Genomic DNA, 17,038 nt, shown 5'->3' with positions numbered 1-17,038 from the left:
GCGTCTAGCCAATCGAGTTTACCTATGATTGCGAATGGTGGGACAACGAAAACATAATCGCCCGAAGCGACCAGATGAGTTCTTTCCAACTCTTTGGTGGATGTTGGTCGCCGCAATTGTGTTTGGCGGTCTCGGGTACTTCTATGGCTATCTAGCCGCAGCAACCGCTGATTCGGCAGACGCTAGCAGCATAGCAGCCTCAAGCCTGTCTGATACACAGCGAGCTCAGCAAAATCTCGAAGCGCAACAGTCCATGGCCTCAACCGCAACATGGATGTTGGCGGTGTCGGCTTTGGGAGTACTTCTCATTGGCTGGACTTTGCGTGCCACATACCAAATGCTTGTCGAAGCGAGAGATACCACTGATGCCGCATGGGAATCGGAGAACACAAACCGCAAAATCGGCGAGCGACAGTCCAGAGCATACGTTTTCGTACGACAGATCGAAGTCCTAAATTTTTTGTCTGATAGGACCAGCGAATGCATTCTGAAATTCGAACTTCGCAACACAGGGAGGACACCAGCCCATGATGTCCAATTCACCAGACGCGCATTCGTAAGGCTGGTGGACGAAGAACACATCCCGTCAGAGAAAACGATAGCTCGCTCGCAAAAACTCTATCTGCCGAGCGGCGAGAGCGTGTTTCCAAGCTTTCATTTTCAACTCCACCATCAACAAAAGATCGCGATTCTCAATGGTACGGCGGAATTGATCTTTAGAGGCGTGGTCCAGTATAGAGACTGCTTTGGCACCCGGAGATTATTGACATTCAACTATGTTATGGACCGATATTTGCCGCTCAAAAACAAGCCCAACTCGTACGGGTTCAGTCTTTCGGAAGACCATAATCGAGCGAACTAAGTTGAGCCGCAACCTCACCGCCAAACCGGTAAGCGTCCATCGCCAGCACGCCATATGTCGTGCTCTGGTGCAGACGTTCGCCAGCCCCCTCCCCGCCAGCGCCGAGCGCAACAAAGAAGGGCAGGATGTGGTCCATGCTTGGATGGTTCTGCCGCGCCATCGGACCCTGCTCGACAGCCTCAATTAGCGCGCCGCGATCGTTCGCGGCGACCTTTTCTGCGACCCATTCGGAAAACAGCGTCACCCATTCAGGCGCGTCTGAATCGATCTTGTAGCTGCCGGTGAAGAAGGCTCGCAGATTGTGCGTCGTCCCGCCTGAGCCGATGATCAGGACGCCCTCATCGCGCAGCGGCGCAATCGCCTGCCCCAGCCGGTAATGCCATTCCGGCGACTGGTTCATGCTGATCGAGAGCTGCACGACCGGAATATCGGCCTCCGGATAGGCAAGCTTCAGCGGCACCCAGGCGCCATGATCGAGCCCGCGCTCACCGTCCGTCACCGCATCAAGGCCGCTCGCCCGCAGCATCGCGGCCGCCCGCTCGGCCAGCTCCGGATCGCCCGGCGCTGGATACTGCATCGCATGCATCTCCGGGCCGAAGCCGCCAAAATCATGAATGGTCCGGGGCGCCGCACCTGATGTCAGCGTCGGATTGCGCGCATCGAAATGGGCGGAAATGATCAGGATGGCCTTCGGCCGCTCTAATTGCGTGCCCAGTCGTTCGAGAAAATCACGCGCCGGAGACGCATCGAGCACAAGCGTCGGCGCACCGTGCGAGATGAAGAGGCTGGGTTGCTGTGTCATCTGCGAAAGTTGGCGATTTCAGCAGCCGCTCACAACACGCCCGCCAGCATGACACTTATTCCAGCATGTCTAGTCGCGCGGGTCGGGCCGCTCCCGCCCGGCCCAGGTCACATCGCCATCATAGAGCGAGACTGTCGACAGGCTCATCTTGGCTGAGCCGTCCACCGGCTTTCTTGAGAAGGAAACATACATCATCGTGTCGCTGTTCGGGTCATAGATGCGGCGCACCGCCAGCTGCTTGAAGATCAGCGAGCGGCCCCGGTCCCAGACCTCTTCACCCGAACGGTCAAGGTCGATTTTCCCGATCACAACCGGCCCGGTTTTCAGGCATGAGATGGAAGAGTTGGACGGGTCCTCGAACCAGTTGCCCTTTCCAATCCGGTCCCAGACGCCCCGGTCGAAATAGGCAATGTGGCAGGTGATGCCCTGCACCTTCGGATCGGCCAGCCGGTCGATCTTGATCTCATTGCCCAGCCAGTCATTCTTGAACTCGCCGGCTTCGCGGTCGCTGCCCGTGCAGGCGGACGCGATCATGGCAGCGCCAAGCAGCGCCAGTGCAAATTTTCCGATTGTCATGAGAAATGAACCTCCACCATCGCTGGAAGGTTCCGCGCAGAAGGCCTACGCCGCCTCTTCATCGCCTTTCGCCGCGGTGCCGTCTTCTTCCTCGTCAAACACCAGAATGTCGCCCGGCTGGCAATTGAGTTCGCGGCAGAGCGATTCCAGCGTCGAGAAGCGGACGGCCTTGGCCTTGCCCGTTTTCAGGATTGAAAGGTTGGCGAGCGTCACGCCGACACGGTCGGAGAGCTCGGTCAGCGACATGCGGCGCTCCAGAAGAACACGGTCGAGAGTTACACGAATGGCCATATCTGTTCTCGGCCTCCTAAATCGTCATCTTCTCTTCCTCACGCAGCCGGCTTCCTTCTCGGAAGACCTGCGCCAGGATGAAAAGCGCTACCACAGCAGCCCATGCTGCAAGGTTTATGCTCAGCCGCACGGGCTGGTCGGAGCCAAGGTCCACAAATGCATTGAGCAGAATAACAGTTACGTACCGGGCCAGTTCCACAGCGCCGATCGCGACAGCGATGCGCGTCAGGCGCGGGCCGTTTTCCGGCACGAACGGATCGCCCTCAGCCAGCGTACTCAGGATCGCCTTCAGCTGCATACAGACATAGATGATGCCGGGCGCGAAGACGACGAGACCGGCAAGTCCGGCGACAAACTGGCCAGGCTTTACATCCTCGACATAGGTCTCCATGCCGGGCACCTTCACAGCGCCGCCATTCAGGCTGCCGATCAGGCCGGCACCGATGAGGAGAAACGCGATAATGCCGGCGACAACAGCGACCCAGATGATCACTTGCATCAGCATGGACAGGACAGCTGCCATGGAGTTTTGCTGGCGGACACTCATATACGTTCGGTCAATCCTTGGGTACGAAGCCGGTCTCTCTAGCACAAAACCGGTAATTTACCGTTAAACGATAATACTATTCATCAATAAAGCAATACCGGAGCCACATTCAGTCATGACTCGCACACTTGGAAAAGGCCGACTGGTTGCCGCAACCCATAACAAGGGAAAAGTGAGGGAGCTCAAGGACTTGTTCGAGCCTGTCGGCATGGAGGTTGTCTCCGCCATTGATCTTGATCTTCCGGAGCCGGACGAAACGGAACTCACCTTTGCGGGCAATGCCCTCATCAAGGCCCGGGCGGCCTGCAAGGCGACGGGCGCCCCAGCCCTCTCCGACGATAGCGGCCTGGAAGTTACGGCGCTTGGTGGGATGCCCGGCGTCCACACTGCCATCTGGGCTGGCGAACCGCGTGATTTCTACGTCGCCATGAAGAAGGTGGAAGACCTGCTGCAGGACATGCAGGCCACCGACCGCTCAGCCCGGTTCGTCTCCACCCTCGCTGTCGTCTGGCCCGATGGCCAAGAGGCGGTCTTCGAAGGGACAGTGGATGGCACGCTCGTCTGGCCACCGCGCGGCGACCGGGGTTTTGGCTATGACCCGGTTTTCGTTGTCAAGGGCGAGACAGAGACCTTCGGCGAGATGGACCCGGCGAAGAAGCATGCGATGAGCCACCGCGCCGACGCCTTCCGCAAGCTCAAAGCCGCCCTGCTGCCATGAGCACGCCCCTGCCCTTCGGACCGGATTACGGCTTCGGGCTCTACGTCCACTGGCCCTATTGTTCGAAGATCTGCCCCTATTGCGACTTCAACGTCTACACCGCAAAGGGGCGGGACAGTCGCTCGCTTGTCGAAGCCATATCGCGCGACCTCGCCCGGCATGCTGAAGCCCTGCCCGATCACCCGCAGCTTGGCTCTGTCTATTTTGGCGGCGGGACCCCATCCCTGCTCGGCGCTGGTGACATTGCACTTCTCATCGAACTGGCCGAGCGCAGCTTCGGACTTGCGCCTGACGTGGAAATCACGCTGGAGGCCAATCCGAATGATGTCCTTGCTGCCGACCTCGAAGCCTGGTCCGCTGCCGGCGTGAACCGCCTCTCGGTCGGCCTGCAGTCGCTGGACGATGCGGCCCTTGCCTTCCTTGGACGCGACCATGATGCCGCCAATGCCCGCCTTGCCGCAGACGCGGCGCTGACCACATTCGACAATGTCACGCTTGACCTCATCTATGCCCGCCCTGGCCAGTCCGCCGAGAGCTGGAAGGCTGAACTCACCGATGCCCTCTCTCTCGGTGCGCCGCACCTCTCGCTCTATGAACTGACCATCGAGGAACGCACCGCCTTCGGTAAACGCGCCGCTCGCGGAGAGCTCATCCCGATGGAAGACGATGACCAGGCAGACCTTTATGAGCTGACGCAAGAGGTCGCGGAGGCGCACGGCCTGCCCGCCTATGAGGTCTCGAACCATGCCCGCTCATCCGGAACCCAGTCACAGCACAATCTCACCTATTGGCGCGGCGGCGACTGGATCGGCCTTGGCCCCGGCGCCCATGGGCGGCTGACCGTCGACGGACAACGCGTTGCCACGCACGCCGCTCTGAAGCCGGCCGAATACATCGCCTCGGTCGATACAGGCCTGTCACCTGAGCCTCTGTCCAGCCTCGACACGGCCCGCGAGCTGCTCGCACTCGGCCTGCGCCCTGCCGAGGGTTTCGACCTGTCCCGCATTGAGGCCCTCATCGACGCGCGCACCGATCCGGAAACACTCGCAACCCTGAAAACAAACGGTCTGATCAGGCAAACAGGCACCAACGTCGCCCTGACCGCCGAAGGGAGACTGCTCGCAGACCGTATCGCCGCGGAGCTATCGCCCTGAACCTTCGCAGGGTGCACGGTCGGGACGCTGCTTAATCCCCGTCTTTCATCCAGAAGCGCTTTGACTGCTGCTTCATCACAGCCCGGCCGAGCGGCTCCGGCACCAGCTTCGTCAGCGTCGCGAGCCCCTTGTTGACGGCACCCGGAACGACAACCGGCTGGCCCTTCGTGACCGCCTCGATCCCCGCCTCGACAACCGGCCCGGCCTTCATCCAGATCCAGTCCGGCGACTGATCAGCCGCCTCCCGTGTCCCATTGGCATCGTGGAACTCGGTACGAGTGAAACCCGGACAGAGCGCCGTGCAGTGAATGTTGTGTCCAGCCGCCTGGGCCTCGGCATGCACGCTTTCGGAAAACTTGATGAGACCGGCCTTCACGCTGCCATATAGCGTGTGGCCACTGGCCCCCGGCGCATAGCCGGCAAGCGAGGCGACATTGATGATCCGACCGAATTTGCGCTCCACCATGCCCGGCAGCACCTTGTGCACAAGCTCGATCGGCGCGGTGTACAGCACACGGATAAATGCCGCCTGATCTTTCCAGCTCGTATCGAAAAAGGTGCCGGGAAGGCCGTAGCCGGCATTGTTGACCAGCGCGTCGACATACCGGCCCGCCTCTTTCAGCTCGCGCAGGATCGTGTCCACGCCCTTCACCAGCGCCAGGTCCTGCGAGATCGTGATTGTGGCGATCTTGTGCTTTTCCTCAAGCTCCCGCGCGAGCGCATCCAGCCGGTCGAGCCGCCGTGCGGTCAGTGCCACATCCCAGCCTTTCGCCGCATATTGGCGAGCAAACTCGGCGCCGAGACCTGCAGATGCGCCCGTGATCAATGCCAGCCTGTTATTCGCCATCTCCAGCTCCTCCCGCATGCTTGCGCCAGACATTCACCTTGGTGAGGAAGGCAATTTCCGTTCGCTCCAGTGCAAATCCCGCCTCCTGCATCGGGGCGGCAAAATCCCAGCCGAGATAGGCTTTGTAATACGGCTCATGAAAGCCTTCGGGGAAGTATTCGAGAATACCGTCCAGCTTCTCATTGTCCTTGAACTGAAGACTGTCGGCGATGATGAACACCCCGCCCGGCTTCAGCACGCGCGACACCTCTGCCATCACATCCCGGCGCGCTTTTTCGGGCAGCTCATGAAAAAGGTAGATCGAGACAACGACATCCAGCGACGCATCCTCCAGAGGCAACGCCTCCGCCAGCCCCTCGATGATATCGACCTGCGGCCAAGGCGCGACCTGCATCCGCGCGCGCTCTGCATAGTTCGGTGAGAGGTCGAGCCCACTCGCCTGAAGCCGGGGGAAAGCCCGCATCGTCTCGCGCAGGAAGCGGCCCGTTCCGCAGGCAAGGTCCATGAGGCGCACCTCGCGCTGGTCGCGGCCTTTCAGCTCCCGTGCAATCTCGGCGAGCGCCGCCCGCCGCATCGCATCGGCAGAGCCGGTAAACAGCGCCTCGACCTGGTGATCATAAAGCTTGGCGCTCTCATCGGAGAGCCAGCCATCTGTCTGATAATGGAAGTTCTGGCGGTAATAGGCCGGATAGCGATTATGGCCGTCCAGCCGGTCCCGCACCTCGGCACCGTCACGCGCCACGCGCCTCCGGTCGACATCTTCCACATCTTCCATGAAATGCCGCGCCCGCTTCACCGCTTTTGGCAGGTCGACCAGGCGGAAATCCTCCGGTGCGGGATAGAGCCCGGCCTCGATATTGGCGCGGTCCTTCGCGAACAGTCTGAAATAGCTTGCGCGCAATTCCTTCGTATCAACCGGATTGGTCGGCTTGAAAGCCGGCTCGCCAGGCCGGTTGAAGCCCGCCGAGCGGCGCTTGGCGATGGCATATTGCGCGCCATACCAGGCAGAGCGGATGCCTTGCGCGGCGGTATAGCGCGCCCGGCCCGCCGTTTTCTGAGCGTCATCGAACAATCCCATGCCCCAAAAGATGGGGCAGTGTTCAAACAACGTCCAGTCCGCCGTATAATATACTGAAATTAATTGACTTTTCCCTTCAGCCTCCGTTCAGTTTGGTTTGCTATGGTGGCACTCGACGACATGCGGGCCTTTGTAGCCCCGTGCTGAAAGGAGAATTCATGTCCAGTTTGAAAGTGGGTTTTGTTGGAAGTGTCGCCGCGCTCGCCATGGCGCTGCCTGCCAGTGCCCAGGGCTATGGCTACAATGGCTATAATGGCTACGACGATTACGGCTATCAGCAGCCGACCTACCACAATTCCGGCTGTGAAGCGGCGAGGCGGTCAAACCAGACGGCAGGCGGCCTGCTTGGCGCCGTCGCTGGCGGCCTGATCGGCGCAGCGATCGCAGACGATGATGATGATCGCCACCGTCATCGCGGCCACCGCTATTCACGTGGCTGGGACCGGGGCTACGGCTATGGATATCGCGGACGCGGCCATCATCGACACAAGGGTAATGGCGACCAGGTCGCCGGTGCCGTCATCGGCGCGATTGTCGGCGGTGTTGCCGGCAGTGCAATTGGCGGCAGCGCCACTAATTGCAATCAGGAGCCGCGTCAGGTCTATAACGCCCCGCCGCAGCAGCCCCGCCAGGTCTATGGCAGCCAGTATGGCAGCCAGCCATATGGCTACAACAATCGCCAGCAGGCCACCTATGGCTCAACCGATTACGGTTATGACGGCTACGGCAATGAAGAGCTCTACGGCTCCCGGTACGACCCTCATTATGGCGCGACCACGACCGGCTATAATGCAGGCTATACGCAGAGCTATGACAGCGGCGAATGCCGCACTGTCTATCGCGACCGCTATGTGAACGGCCAGCGCGTCAGCGAACCTGCCACCGCCTGTAATGTCGGCGGCGACCGCTGGGAATTCGTCGACTGACAGCTTAACCAGGGACGGTTAGTCCGGGCTCCCCCGAGCCTACGGCAGAGGGCCGCGAGCAATCGCGGCCCTTTTTGCTGATCCCCACCGATCACCCCGGCACAAGCGCTGCGATCAGCCTCGGTCCCTTCTGCTTCATCGCCTCTTCAAACGCCGCATCAAACTCTTCAGCCGTCGTCGCAGCCGTGGCTGGCACGCCCATGCTCTGCGCCAGGCTCACCCAGTCGATGTCCGGTTCGCCAATCGCCAGCATGTCCTTCGCCGTCGGCCCCGGATTGCCAGCGCCTGTGCGATGAAGCTCGATATTCAGGATACGATAGGTGTGATTGACGAACACGATGGTCGTCACGTCGCAGCCTTCGCGAACCATGCTCCACAGCGCCTGATTGGTGTACATGCCCGCGCCATCACCCGACAGCGCGATCACTTTCCGGTCCGGAGCCGCCACCGACGCGCCGAGCGCCAGCGGCAGGCCCTGCCCGATCGCCCCGCCCGTCAGCATCATCCAGTCATGCGGCTCGGCCCCCTGCGTCGACAGGAAGACTGGCAGGCTGTTCGACACGCCATCATCGGAGACAATGGCATTCTCCGGCATGTGCCGCGCAACACTTGCCCCGACGCTGGCCGCATTGAGTTCACCCTTCGGCGCGTCCGGCTTTTTCAGCGCAGCTGGCGCGGCCGCCTCCTTCGCGCCGAGCGCATCAGCAAGAATTTCCAGCGTGGTCGCGCTATCGGTGTCATGCCCGCCCAGGTTCAGCGTCTCGCAACCCTCCGGCACGAGCAGGCTCGGCTTGCCGGGATAGGCGAAGAACGCCGCTGGCAGCGAGGTGCCCGCAACGAGCATCAGGTCAGCGCCCTCAAGGTCTGCCATAGCGCCTTCGGCAAAATACTGCATCCGGTCCGGCGTGAACACGCCCGCCCCGCGCCGCATCTTCCAGTAGAACGTGTCGGTCATGACGCGAATACCCGCCGCCTTGAGGCGTGCAGCCTGCGCAAGGCCCGCTTCCGTCAGCGCCGTCCCATTGATCAGGATAAGCGGCGACTTTGCCTTGCCAACCGCCTCAACAGCCGCATCAATCGCGGCCTTCGGCGTCTGGCGCAGTGCCGGCACACTCGTCTTGCCGCCCTTCTTTCCGCCCTCAGTCCAGGCAGAGTCAGCGGGCAGGATGAGCGAAACCGGCCCCGGCTCAGGCCCGAAGCTCGCCGCATAGGCTTCGGCTGCGAGCTTGCCCGTTACCTCAACGCTGTCAGCCGACTTGATCCAGATCGAATTCGGTCCGGCCAGGCCCATAATGTCGGAATTGAGCGGCGCATCATAGCGGCGGTGCGGCACGGCATGATCGCCGATCACATTGATCATCGGCGTGTGCGCACGCTTGGCATTATGGATGTTCGCGCCGCCATTGAGGTAACCCGCACCGAGGTGCAGCAGTGTCATCGCCGGCGTCCCGGCAATCCGCGCATAGCCATCGGCAGCACCGGTCGCGACACCTTCAAACAGGCAGAGCACAGACTTGATCCGCGTCTCCCGGTCGAGCGCGGTGACAAGGTGCATTTCCGACGTGCCCGGATTGGCGAAACACGCCGTCACCCCATTGTCGGCCAGTGTTGAAACGAGCGCGTCAGCGCCAGTCATGGTCGTTGTCTCGGTGTCAGCCATGTCAGAATTTGCTCCCTGTACAGACGGCATAGCGCCGCCCTATTTGATCTCGATAATCTCGGCGTCAGGCTGTTTCGCGAACAGCCGCTCGACGTCGCCTGCCCGTAGCGCCTGCACCTTGCCCTGATTGATATAGCCCTTCTCGGTGATTTCACCGGCATCGGCTTTCGGCATGTCCTTCTGCAACAGGATACGCGCCACGCGCGCCGCCGCATTCGGATGCTTGCGATTATAGTCGAGCAGGCCGTCCTTCACCGCGGTCCTCACCTGCTCATCGGTTGCAAGTTCTTCCAGCGGCACATTCCGCCCGGTCTTGCGGCGGCACCAGCTCTCATTGAGAAAGCCGAGCAGCGCAATCTCCTCGCGGTTGAGCCCGCACACCACGACATCCGACAGCGCACCATCCACCGCCTCGACTGCCTTCACGCGCACTGTCCCTGCGGACACCCATGTGCCGTTGGAAAGCTTGAACTCCTCGGCGATCCGGCCATCAAAAGCGAGGCCTTCATTCGGGTCGTCCGGGTTCTTGAACTTCACCGCGTCACCGAGACAGTAATAGCCTTCATCATCAAACACTTCGGCCGTCTTTTCAGGGTTCTTCAGATAACCCTGCGTGATCCCCGGCCCGCGCACACGCAGTTCCATCTTCTCACCCACGGGCACCATCTTCATCTCGGCGCCCGGCAAGGGAAGACCGAGAAGGCCCATCGTGTCACTTGGCCAATGAACATTGGAGATGGTGGGCGATGTCTCGGTCGCGCCATAGCCAGCCGACAGGCTGATCCGCTCGCCCGTCACCTCGACGGCGACCTTCTGGATACGCTCATAGATGTCCTGGCCGAGCGCCGCGCCGCCATAGGCCATGACCATGATGCGCGAGAAGAATTTTTCCGCGAGCGTCCTGTCCTGTTCCAGCTCTGTTGCAATGGCCGCCCAGGCCGCCGGCACGGTGGTATGTTGTGTTGGCGCCACCTCCTTCAGGTTACGCAACATCTCGGGCAGCCGCGCGGGCGTCGGCGCGCCCCAGTCAATGTAGAGCGTGCCGCCCCAGTCCAGCATCGAATGCAGGATGGAATTGGCCCCATAGGTGTGGCTCCACGGCAGGAAGCTGATCATCACCTGCGGCCCACCGGCCATGGCCTCCAGCTTCTCCACATCCCAGACCGAGCGGATCTTCTTCACCATGGAGGCGATATTCCCATGCGTGTTGATCACCGCTTTTGGCTCACCCGTGGAGCCTGAGGTCAGCATGTATTTGGCAATGCTCTCACTGCTGATCCGGTCATAGGCAAGGTCGACAAAGCTTGTTGGCTCGGCTGCAAATTCATCGAGCGACTTCGCATTCACACCGCTCGGCGCATTCTTGCGGTAGAGAACGAGCCGGTCACCGACGTTCATGCCATCAAGCCCGCGCTGATATTCCTCGCCATCCTCGACATAGATAAAGGCGGGCTCGGTCAGCGCGTCGATATAATTGAGGCGTGCGAAATCCTGGCTCAGCGTCGCATAGGCCGGCGTTACGGGCACGACCGGGCTGCCCGCCCACATGGCAGCATACATGACGAGCGCGTTCTCGATCGCATTCCGCGACAGGATCATCACCGGCCTGTCCTGTCCGGCACCGGCATCAAGGAAGCCCTGCGCCAGCGCGCGGATCTTCCGCAGCGCCTCCCTATAAGTCAGCGTCTTCCAGCCCGGCTTCGACGGATCATCCGGGTCCCGCTGGGCGAGGAAGACCTGGTCCGGGCGGGCGGCGGCCCAATAAACGACAGGCGCGAGCATGTGCGGCGGGTAGGGCCGAAGCGGATGGCCGTTGCGCAGCAGGATGGAACCGTCATCGCGATAGGTAACGTCTAGCTTCTGCGGCAGGTAGGGAATGTCGCGAAACGGAATGTCTGAACTCATGTAAGGCCTTCGGTCTTGATCTTGATCGGCGAACCGCAATGCTTGCAGTGAATGGCGTCCCGGTCATGCCGCACCAGTCCGCATGTTTCGCACTCGCAATCCACCTTTTGATCCGGCTCGATCAGGGCACGCAAGAGCTGCAGGAACAGCGACAGGCCCAGCACCATGATCATGATGGCCAGCAGGCGGCCAAGCTGGTTGTCCATGATGATATCGCCATAACCTGTCGTCGTCAGGCTGGAGATCGCGAAATAGAGGGAGTCCAGATAGGTGCGAATGTCATCATTGCGGCCGACTTGCGTGGCATAGACAATCGCCGCCATGATGAACACGAAGACGACGAGGTTGGTGACCTTGTCGATGATGCGTTCATAGCGCTGGAAATACGGCGTGATGCCTTTCACGCGGCGGATGAAGGTGAAGGCACGCACGGCCCGCACCGCCCGCAGGATACGCAGGAAGGCAAAGTTGGAGACCAGCAGCGGTGCGAACATGGTGACCACAACAACAAGGTCAGCCCAGTTGATCCACTTCAGGAAGAAGCGGTGCTTGTGACGGGCGATGTAAAATCGCGCCACAAGGTCGAACAGGATAACGATGCCGATGACGTAATCGACGGCATAATGAGACCGTTCACGCTGGTCGAAGGGCGCCCACAGAAAATATCCGATGGTGAGGATATCGAAGATCAGCAGAGCCCAGCGGAAGACGAACGGGCCTTTCCCCGTCCCCTCATACAGCCAGAACAGCTGGCGATTCAGGCCCGCGCGATCACTCATGGCGAGGGTGTCCCACGACACCCTTTCAAGATCAATGGATTAGCCGTCAGTCCGAACGGTCGAGCCGGTTTCTGTCCGGCGCGAGATAGACCTGCACGGAATTGTTCTCGGCATTCCAGATCACGTCTTCAACCATCATTGCGACGCGCCGGCTTTCGATCCAGACGATTTCGCCCTTTCGTGGAACGGCGGTCATCTCGACCGAGGATAGCTTGCGATTGGTCGAAGACTTGTAAAGGTCGACCGCAATGCTCTGCAACTCGGTTCTGGCCTTTAATTGTTGCTCCATAACTCCCTTTCATGCGGTTCAGATCGTACCAGCATCCGGAACGGTCCATCTCCTCACGATGAATCAGCCTGAGCTCCGATTCCCGCTGATTAACCGTTCCGACGCCTCCCGCTGCCGGTTGCAGCTGGAAATCAGACGCGCATTTATTTTATCTACTGCTAAATTATACATTCGCGCTATGATTCCGAAGACTAATTATTTAAACATTCCAGCATCGTGTCCCGAATCTTCGACTTCAGCATTCCCGCCCTGTTTGACCTGCTGCACGCAGACGCGGCTGCCGCGTTGAAGGAGGCGGCGACCTCCCGCAATTACAAGGACGGGGACATAATTCACGTACAAGGCGAAACCACAGAACATATGAACTGGGTGGAATCCGGCGCCGTCGCGTTCGGCACGCTCACCGAAGCGGACGGGTTTCTCCAGATGGTAGAGCTTGGCCAGGGGCACCACTATGGGGAGTTCGTCTATTATGAGTGTCAGCCGCGCAAACTCTCTGCCCAGGCGATTGGCCCAACCGTCATCATGGCCGTTCACTTCGAACAGTTCCGCAAAATCGTCGAGGAATTCCCCGAAATCCTGAAAGCCTGTTTCCAGGTGACCAGCAGCAAGAACGCCCTGCTCCTCGAAGTCTATGATGATGCGCGCCGGCTCCCCTCCGCGCAGCGTATCGCGAAGATGCTGGTTATTCTGTCGCGAGGCCGGAAACCGGAAACCTCCCTTCCCTTCACGCAGTCTGACTTCTCCGTCATCCTCGGAATCTCCAAGGTGACCGTGAACCAGACACTCAAGAAGCTTGAAGAGCAGGGTATTATCGAGCTCGGCTATCGTTTCATCAGAGTGCTGAATCTCGACAAGCTTCGCCAATGCGCCAAGCGTAGCTGAGGCTTCTGCCTGCCCTCCCTCTCCCCGGCCCTGCTCACCGCGTGTCGCTCCGGCTTGCGCTCTGCGCGCCTCTGTGGCTCCTGTTTCAACCTGGAGCGTCAGGGAAATACATACATGCCGATGAACCGTCCGTCCGCCATTCTGGCGTCAGCCATTCTTTTCGGCCTTGCCGCCTGCGGGGGCGGCGGAGGTGGCGGTGGCGGAAGCAGCGCACCGCCCGCTCCACCCCCTCCCCCTTCACCCCCGCCATCCGGCGGTTCAGGTCCGACCTACACGCCGGGCGTGTATGAGGATGCAAGCCTCTTCAAGGATCAGTGCGAGACCCCGCGAACCGGCGTCGACATTGAGGGTAATCCATTTCCCGATGAGGCAGGCTCGCTGCTGGAAGAGCTTCTCTGGCTGCGCTCATGGACCGACGAGACCTATCTGTGGCGGACTGAAGTGCCCGATCTAGACCCGGACAATTACACCGCCCGCGTCCCCTATTTCGACGATCTCAAGACCAGCGCCGTCACCGCATCAGGCGAGGCCAAGGACGATTTCCATTTCAGTGAACCCACCGAGGACTATCTTGCGGCGCGCAACTCTGCGCCATCGCCAGCCTATGGCGCGAGCTATGCCATCCTCGCCGCCACACCGCCGCGTGATGTCCGCATCCGCTATGTCGAGCCCGGCTCGCCGGCAGCCGAGATCGTCTCCGGCCAGCAGAACCTCATTCGCGGCACCAGGCTTCTGAGTGTGGACGGCATCGACATCGTCAATGCCGCCTCGCAAGCTGCGGTCAACCAGATCAATGCGGCCCTCTTTCCGGACACGGTCGGCGAGAGTCACACCTTTACCGTGTCCGACCCGGGCACCTCGGCGACGCGGACGGTCACCCTGTCTGCCGCCAATATATCGCGCCAGCCCGTCATCCGCACTTCGGTCATTCCAACCGCGACAGGGGATGTCGGCTATATCGTCTTCAACACATTCAGCCCGTTCTCGTCGGAAAAGCAGATTGCCGATGCGATGCAGACCCTTGCGACGGCTGGCGTCACCGACCTCGTTCTCGACCTGCGCTACAATGGCGGCGGCCTTCTCGCCGTGGCCAGCCAGCTCTCCTACATGATCGCCGGCAATTCCCGCACCAGTAATCGCACCTTCGAATTGCTGCGCTTCAATGCGGCTGCTGGCAATATCAACCCGGTCACAGGGGAGGTGAATAGCCCCATTCCCTTTTACCGCACCGGTCTCGGCTTCAGCCTCACCAATGGCGCCAGCTTGCCGACGCTGGATCTTGGCCGCGTCTACATTCTCTCCACCGGCAGCACATGCAGCGCGAGCGAGGCGGTGATCAATGGCCTGCGCGGCATCGATGTCGAAGTGGTCCTCATCGGCGACATCACCTGCGGCAAGCCATATGGCTTCTACCCACAGGACAATTGCGGCCAGACCTATTACACGATCCAGTTCCAGGGCGTGAACGACAAGAACTTCGGTGACTTTGCCGACGGCTTCGTCCCGGCGAATTCATCTTTCGCCTTCGGTGTCGAAACCCCGGGGTGTGTCGTCAGGGATGACTTCCAGAACCAGCTCGGCGACACCAGCGAAGCGCTCCTCGCCGCCGCGCTGCAATATCGTAGCGATGGCACCTGCCCCGCGCTGCCTCCGGGCGCGAGCGCTGACCCATCCGGCGAGAAGGGCACGGCCTCAGCGCCCGATGAGACGCTCGGCGCACGGCTCGAACTGCCGGAACCGGACGTACTCGAGAATAATATGGACCTTTCCATGCCGGGCGATTACCGTGGCCGCTCACAATGAAGAACCCGATCAAGCTCATCCTCTCCGCGATCGCGACGCTGAACCTGGTAACGGCCTGCACAACCGCGCAGACCAGCGAACCGGCCACGCTGACCCGTTCGGATGACACAACCCTGTCGCGGGTGAAATCCGTGCTCGCCGAAGCTATGGGCCGCAATGACATCCGCCTCGGTGCCGGTGACCTCACAGAAGAAACCAGCCTGACCGTCCTGCCGCCCAGTCTCGGACCGCTGGAAACCAGCAGCCCGTCCATTCCGATACCCTTCGATATCGTCACCGATGGCCGCCACTGCTTCGTGGTCCGCCGCGAGACGGGGGAGAAGTACAGGCTGTCCGACGTCAATTGCGTCGCCGCACCCCGAGCACAAGCGTCCGCAATCTAGGCCGGGACCCGTCCCAAGCGACACAGGAACAGGCAGGCACCCAAAGCCGGACACCGAATGGTATCGCTGCCTGGCTCGGCAAGCACCTGCCTGCTCGCCAGGATCAGGCCTCCGGCGAGGCAAGCTCCTTGATCACGATATAGAAATGATCGAGCCCGTCATAGAAGCTCTTCACCGGCAGACGCTCATTCAGTCCGTGGGCAAACGTGTCGTTCTGCTTTGCGGCAGCGCCCGAAATGCCGACCGTGTCATAGCCGAGATTGCGGTAGTGCATGCCGTCCGTGCCACCTGATGACATGTGCGGCAGGATCGGCACATCAGCCCCGCGGGCCGCAAGAGCGGTCTCTAGCGCCGCCATCACATCCTCGCGCAGCACTGATTCCGGGCTTTCGACGAGATCGGAGATCAGCTTGAATTTCACATCCTCATTCGCGACCACCTGTTTCAGCGTTTCTTCTGTCGCCTCGATGCCGACACCCGGGAAGATGCGGCAGTTCACGGTCGCCGTTGCCGACTGTGGCAGCGCGTTTTCGGCATGGCCGCCGCGCAGCATGGTCGCAACGCAGGTCGTTCCGATTGTGCCGACTGTCGCCGGATTGGCGCGCAGCACCGCAATCGCATCCTCATCAGTCGGGTCATCGGCAAAATCCCGCATCGCCTTGCCGAGGCCGTCGAGCCGCTGTCGCCCACTCGAGCGCAGGGAGGCCCGCGTCAGCTCGCTCGACATTACCGGGAATTCATAGGCCTGGATCGCCTTCAGCGCATCGGCAAGTTCATAGATCGCATTGTCCTTGCGCGGCGTCGATGAATGCCCGCCCGGATTGGTCACCGTCAGCTCGAAGGTCGCATAGGTCTTCTCTGCGCCCTGCACACCATAATAGAGCGGTTCACCATCATCGCCGAGCGCAAGACCGCCAGCATCAGCGTTCAGCACGAAGGCCGGCTTCACGACCTCATCGACATATTTCGCCTGGCCGCGCGTCGAGACCATGCCGGTCTCTTCATCGCCCGACAGCACCATGACAAGGTCGCGCGTCGGCTCAAATCCCTCTTCCTTGAGACGGATGAAGGTGGAGACGAGCTGCGTGACGCCATACTTGTTGTCAGCCGTGCCGCGCCCGAAGAAATAGCCTTCTTCCTCGATCAGCTCGAAGGGCGGGCGCACCCAGTCCTCGGCCAGCGCATCGACCACATCCATGTGGGCAAGAAGGACGATCGGGTCCTCACTTGGATTTTCCGCGCGGTACCAGACGATCAGGCCCTGCGTCGCCTCTCCCTTATTGTCGTAATCGGTGATCTCGAAATCATCCTCCTCGAAGCCGGCCTCCTTGAGGACAGCGACGAGATAGTCGACCATTTCGGGCATCTTCTCCTGCCCGCGCGCCGAGCGGATCGAGACAATGTCCGAATAGATTTCGCGCGCTTCAAGCTCATGCGGGGCGCGCTCCTGCGCGGTCATGCCGGGCGCAGTCGCGCAGCAACAGAGCGTCGTGGCGAGCAGCAGCTTCCTGATCATCCTTTATCCTCTCTTTT

At 60.7% G+C, this 17,038-nt stretch carries 18 protein-coding genes; 7 read left to right on the top strand and 11 right to left on the bottom strand.

Translation table 11 applies throughout. The features are described from left to right. Window positions 1-34: 34 nt before the first annotated feature. The gene (locus B8746_RS08745; protein WP_143434564.1) at window positions 35-862 is read left to right on the top strand and encodes a hypothetical protein; all 828 of its coding nucleotides are present in this window, start codon (window positions 35-37) and stop codon (window positions 860-862) included. Here the strand turns inward: B8746_RS08745 and B8746_RS08740 are convergent. The 4 genes from B8746_RS08740 to B8746_RS08725 form a co-directional block, all read right to left on the bottom strand. After that, entirely contained in the window at window positions 828-1,664 is an 837-nt protein-coding gene (locus B8746_RS08740; RefSeq protein ID WP_084393312.1) for a DODA-type extradiol aromatic ring-opening family dioxygenase, read from the bottom strand. The genes B8746_RS08745 and B8746_RS08740 overlap by 35 nt on opposite strands. Window positions 1,665-1,733: 69 nt before the next feature. After that, window positions 1,734-2,240: a CreA family protein gene (locus tag B8746_RS08735; RefSeq protein ID WP_084393311.1), complete on the bottom strand. Its 507-nt coding sequence runs from the start codon at window positions 2,238-2,240 to the stop codon at window positions 1,734-1,736. A gap of 45 nt (window positions 2,241-2,285) precedes the next feature. Beyond that, a complete protein-coding gene (locus tag B8746_RS08730; protein WP_084393310.1) occupies window positions 2,286-2,531 on the bottom strand; it encodes a helix-turn-helix domain-containing protein in 246 nt (81 codons plus the stop codon). A gap of 16 nt (window positions 2,532-2,547) precedes the next feature. Beyond that, window positions 2,548-3,054: a DUF2975 domain-containing protein gene (locus tag B8746_RS08725; protein ID WP_233124117.1), complete on the bottom strand. Its 507-nt coding sequence runs from the start codon at window positions 3,052-3,054 to the stop codon at window positions 2,548-2,550. A gap of 139 nt (window positions 3,055-3,193) precedes the next feature. Between B8746_RS08725 and rdgB the strand changes: the two genes are divergently transcribed. Next, entirely contained in the window at window positions 3,194-3,796 is a 603-nt protein-coding gene (gene rdgB, locus B8746_RS08720) for an RdgB/HAM1 family non-canonical purine NTP pyrophosphatase (protein ID WP_084393308.1), read from the top strand. Beyond that, entirely contained in the window at window positions 3,793-4,950 is a 1,158-nt protein-coding gene (gene hemW, locus B8746_RS08715; protein WP_084393307.1) for a radical SAM family heme chaperone HemW, read from the top strand. Before rdgB ends, hemW begins: the two co-directional genes overlap by 4 nt. A gap of 31 nt (window positions 4,951-4,981) precedes the next feature. On the opposite strand, the gene B8746_RS08710 is transcribed toward hemW, so the two are convergent. Both B8746_RS08710 and B8746_RS08705 read right to left on the bottom strand, forming a co-directional pair. Further along, entirely contained in the window at window positions 4,982-5,797 is an 816-nt protein-coding gene (locus B8746_RS08710) for an SDR family NAD(P)-dependent oxidoreductase (RefSeq protein ID WP_084393306.1), read from the bottom strand. Next, window positions 5,787-6,875 (bottom strand): class I SAM-dependent methyltransferase, encoded by a 1,089-nt coding sequence (locus B8746_RS08705; RefSeq protein WP_084393305.1) that lies wholly within the window; start codon window positions 6,873-6,875, stop codon window positions 5,787-5,789. Before B8746_RS08705 ends, B8746_RS08710 begins: the two co-directional genes overlap by 11 nt. A 158-nt stretch (window positions 6,876-7,033) precedes the next feature. On the opposite strand from B8746_RS08705, the gene B8746_RS17250 reads away from it, so the two are divergent. Then, window positions 7,034-7,801: a hypothetical protein gene (locus B8746_RS17250; RefSeq protein ID WP_084393304.1), complete on the top strand. Its 768-nt coding sequence runs from the start codon at window positions 7,034-7,036 to the stop codon at window positions 7,799-7,801. A gap of 91 nt (window positions 7,802-7,892) precedes the next feature. On the opposite strand, the gene B8746_RS08695 is transcribed toward B8746_RS17250, so the two are convergent. The 4 genes from B8746_RS08695 to B8746_RS08680 form a co-directional block, all read right to left on the bottom strand. Further along, complete coding sequence (locus tag B8746_RS08695) at window positions 7,893-9,437, bottom strand: acetolactate synthase large subunit (RefSeq protein ID WP_084393390.1); 1,545 nt, start codon at window positions 9,435-9,437, stop codon at window positions 7,893-7,895. A gap of 63 nt (window positions 9,438-9,500) precedes the next feature. Next, a complete protein-coding gene (locus B8746_RS08690) occupies window positions 9,501-11,366 on the bottom strand; it encodes a feruloyl-CoA synthase (RefSeq protein ID WP_084393303.1) in 1,866 nt (621 codons plus the stop codon). Next, on the bottom strand, window positions 11,363-12,145 hold the full coding sequence (locus B8746_RS08685; protein ID WP_084393302.1) for an ion transporter: 783 nt from the start codon (window positions 12,143-12,145) through the stop codon (window positions 11,363-11,365). Before B8746_RS08685 ends, B8746_RS08690 begins: the two co-directional genes overlap by 4 nt. Window positions 12,146-12,191: 46 nt before the next feature. Further along, window positions 12,192-12,434, bottom strand: coding sequence for a hypothetical protein (locus tag B8746_RS08680; protein ID WP_084393301.1), 243 nt, complete (start codon window positions 12,432-12,434; stop codon window positions 12,192-12,194). Between the two features lie 216 nt (window positions 12,435-12,650). Between B8746_RS08680 and B8746_RS08675 the strand changes: the two genes are divergently transcribed. The 3 genes from B8746_RS08675 to B8746_RS08665 all read left to right on the top strand — a co-directional run bounded on the left by B8746_RS08675 (window position 12,651) and on the right by B8746_RS08665 (window position 15,505). Then, window positions 12,651-13,319 (top strand): Crp/Fnr family transcriptional regulator, encoded by a 669-nt coding sequence (locus tag B8746_RS08675; RefSeq protein WP_084393300.1) that lies wholly within the window; start codon window positions 12,651-12,653, stop codon window positions 13,317-13,319. A gap of 114 nt (window positions 13,320-13,433) precedes the next feature. Beyond that, window positions 13,434-15,122: a S41 family peptidase gene (locus tag B8746_RS08670; protein WP_084393299.1), complete on the top strand. Its 1,689-nt coding sequence runs from the start codon at window positions 13,434-13,436 to the stop codon at window positions 15,120-15,122. Next, entirely contained in the window at window positions 15,119-15,505 is a 387-nt protein-coding gene (locus tag B8746_RS08665; protein ID WP_084393298.1) for a hypothetical protein, read from the top strand. Before B8746_RS08670 ends, B8746_RS08665 begins: the two co-directional genes overlap by 4 nt. Window positions 15,506-15,608: 103 nt before the next feature. On the opposite strand, the gene B8746_RS08660 is transcribed toward B8746_RS08665, so the two are convergent. Next, window positions 15,609-17,021, bottom strand: a complete 1,413-nt coding sequence (locus tag B8746_RS08660; protein WP_084393297.1) for a M20/M25/M40 family metallo-hydrolase — start codon at window positions 17,019-17,021, stop codon at window positions 15,609-15,611. Between the last annotated feature and the right edge of the window lie 17 nt (window positions 17,022-17,038).

The sequence above is a fragment of the Henriciella pelagia genome, assembly GCF_002088945.1.
GTDB lineage: Bacteria > Pseudomonadota > Alphaproteobacteria > Caulobacterales > Hyphomonadaceae > Henriciella > Henriciella pelagia.
This window is presented reverse-complemented; position numbering and strand designations above follow the sequence as displayed.

Bases quoted from the DNA above. Each gene is read 5' to 3' on its own strand.
- B8746_RS08745 (WP_143434564.1), top strand. From the start codon at position 35: ATGGTGGGACAACGAAAACATAATCGCCCGAAGCGACCAGATGAGTTC.
- B8746_RS08740 (WP_084393312.1), bottom strand. From the start codon at position 1,664: ATGACACAGCAACCCAGCCTCTTCATCTCGCACGGTGCGCCGACGCTT.
- B8746_RS08735 (WP_084393311.1), bottom strand. From the start codon at position 2,240: ATGACAATCGGAAAATTTGCACTGGCGCTGCTTGGCGCTGCCATGATC.
- B8746_RS08730 (WP_084393310.1), bottom strand. From the start codon at position 2,531: ATGGCCATTCGTGTAACTCTCGACCGTGTTCTTCTGGAGCGCCGCATG.
- B8746_RS08725 (WP_233124117.1), bottom strand. From the start codon at position 3,054: ATGGCAGCTGTCCTGTCCATGCTGATGCAAGTGATCATCTGGGTCGCT.
- rdgB (WP_084393308.1), top strand. From the start codon at position 3,194: ATGACTCGCACACTTGGAAAAGGCCGACTGGTTGCCGCAACCCATAAC.
- hemW (WP_084393307.1), top strand. From the start codon at position 3,793: ATGAGCACGCCCCTGCCCTTCGGACCGGATTACGGCTTCGGGCTCTAC.
- B8746_RS08710 (WP_084393306.1), bottom strand. From the start codon at position 5,797: ATGGCGAATAACAGGCTGGCATTGATCACGGGCGCATCTGCAGGTCTC.
- B8746_RS08705 (WP_084393305.1), bottom strand. From the start codon at position 6,875: ATGGGATTGTTCGATGACGCTCAGAAAACGGCGGGCCGGGCGCGCTAT.
- B8746_RS17250 (WP_084393304.1), top strand. From the start codon at position 7,034: ATGTCCAGTTTGAAAGTGGGTTTTGTTGGAAGTGTCGCCGCGCTCGCC.
- B8746_RS08695 (WP_084393390.1), bottom strand. From the start codon at position 9,437: ATGACTGGCGCTGACGCGCTCGTTTCAACACTGGCCGACAATGGGGTG.
- B8746_RS08690 (WP_084393303.1), bottom strand. From the start codon at position 11,366: ATGAGTTCAGACATTCCGTTTCGCGACATTCCCTACCTGCCGCAGAAG.
- B8746_RS08685 (WP_084393302.1), bottom strand. From the start codon at position 12,145: ATGAGTGATCGCGCGGGCCTGAATCGCCAGCTGTTCTGGCTGTATGAG.
- B8746_RS08680 (WP_084393301.1), bottom strand. From the start codon at position 12,434: ATGGAGCAACAATTAAAGGCCAGAACCGAGTTGCAGAGCATTGCGGTC.
- B8746_RS08670 (WP_084393299.1), top strand. From the start codon at position 13,434: ATGCCGATGAACCGTCCGTCCGCCATTCTGGCGTCAGCCATTCTTTTC.
- B8746_RS08665 (WP_084393298.1), top strand. From the start codon at position 15,119: ATGAAGAACCCGATCAAGCTCATCCTCTCCGCGATCGCGACGCTGAAC.
- B8746_RS08660 (WP_084393297.1), bottom strand. From the start codon at position 17,021: ATGATCAGGAAGCTGCTGCTCGCCACGACGCTCTGTTGCTGCGCGACT.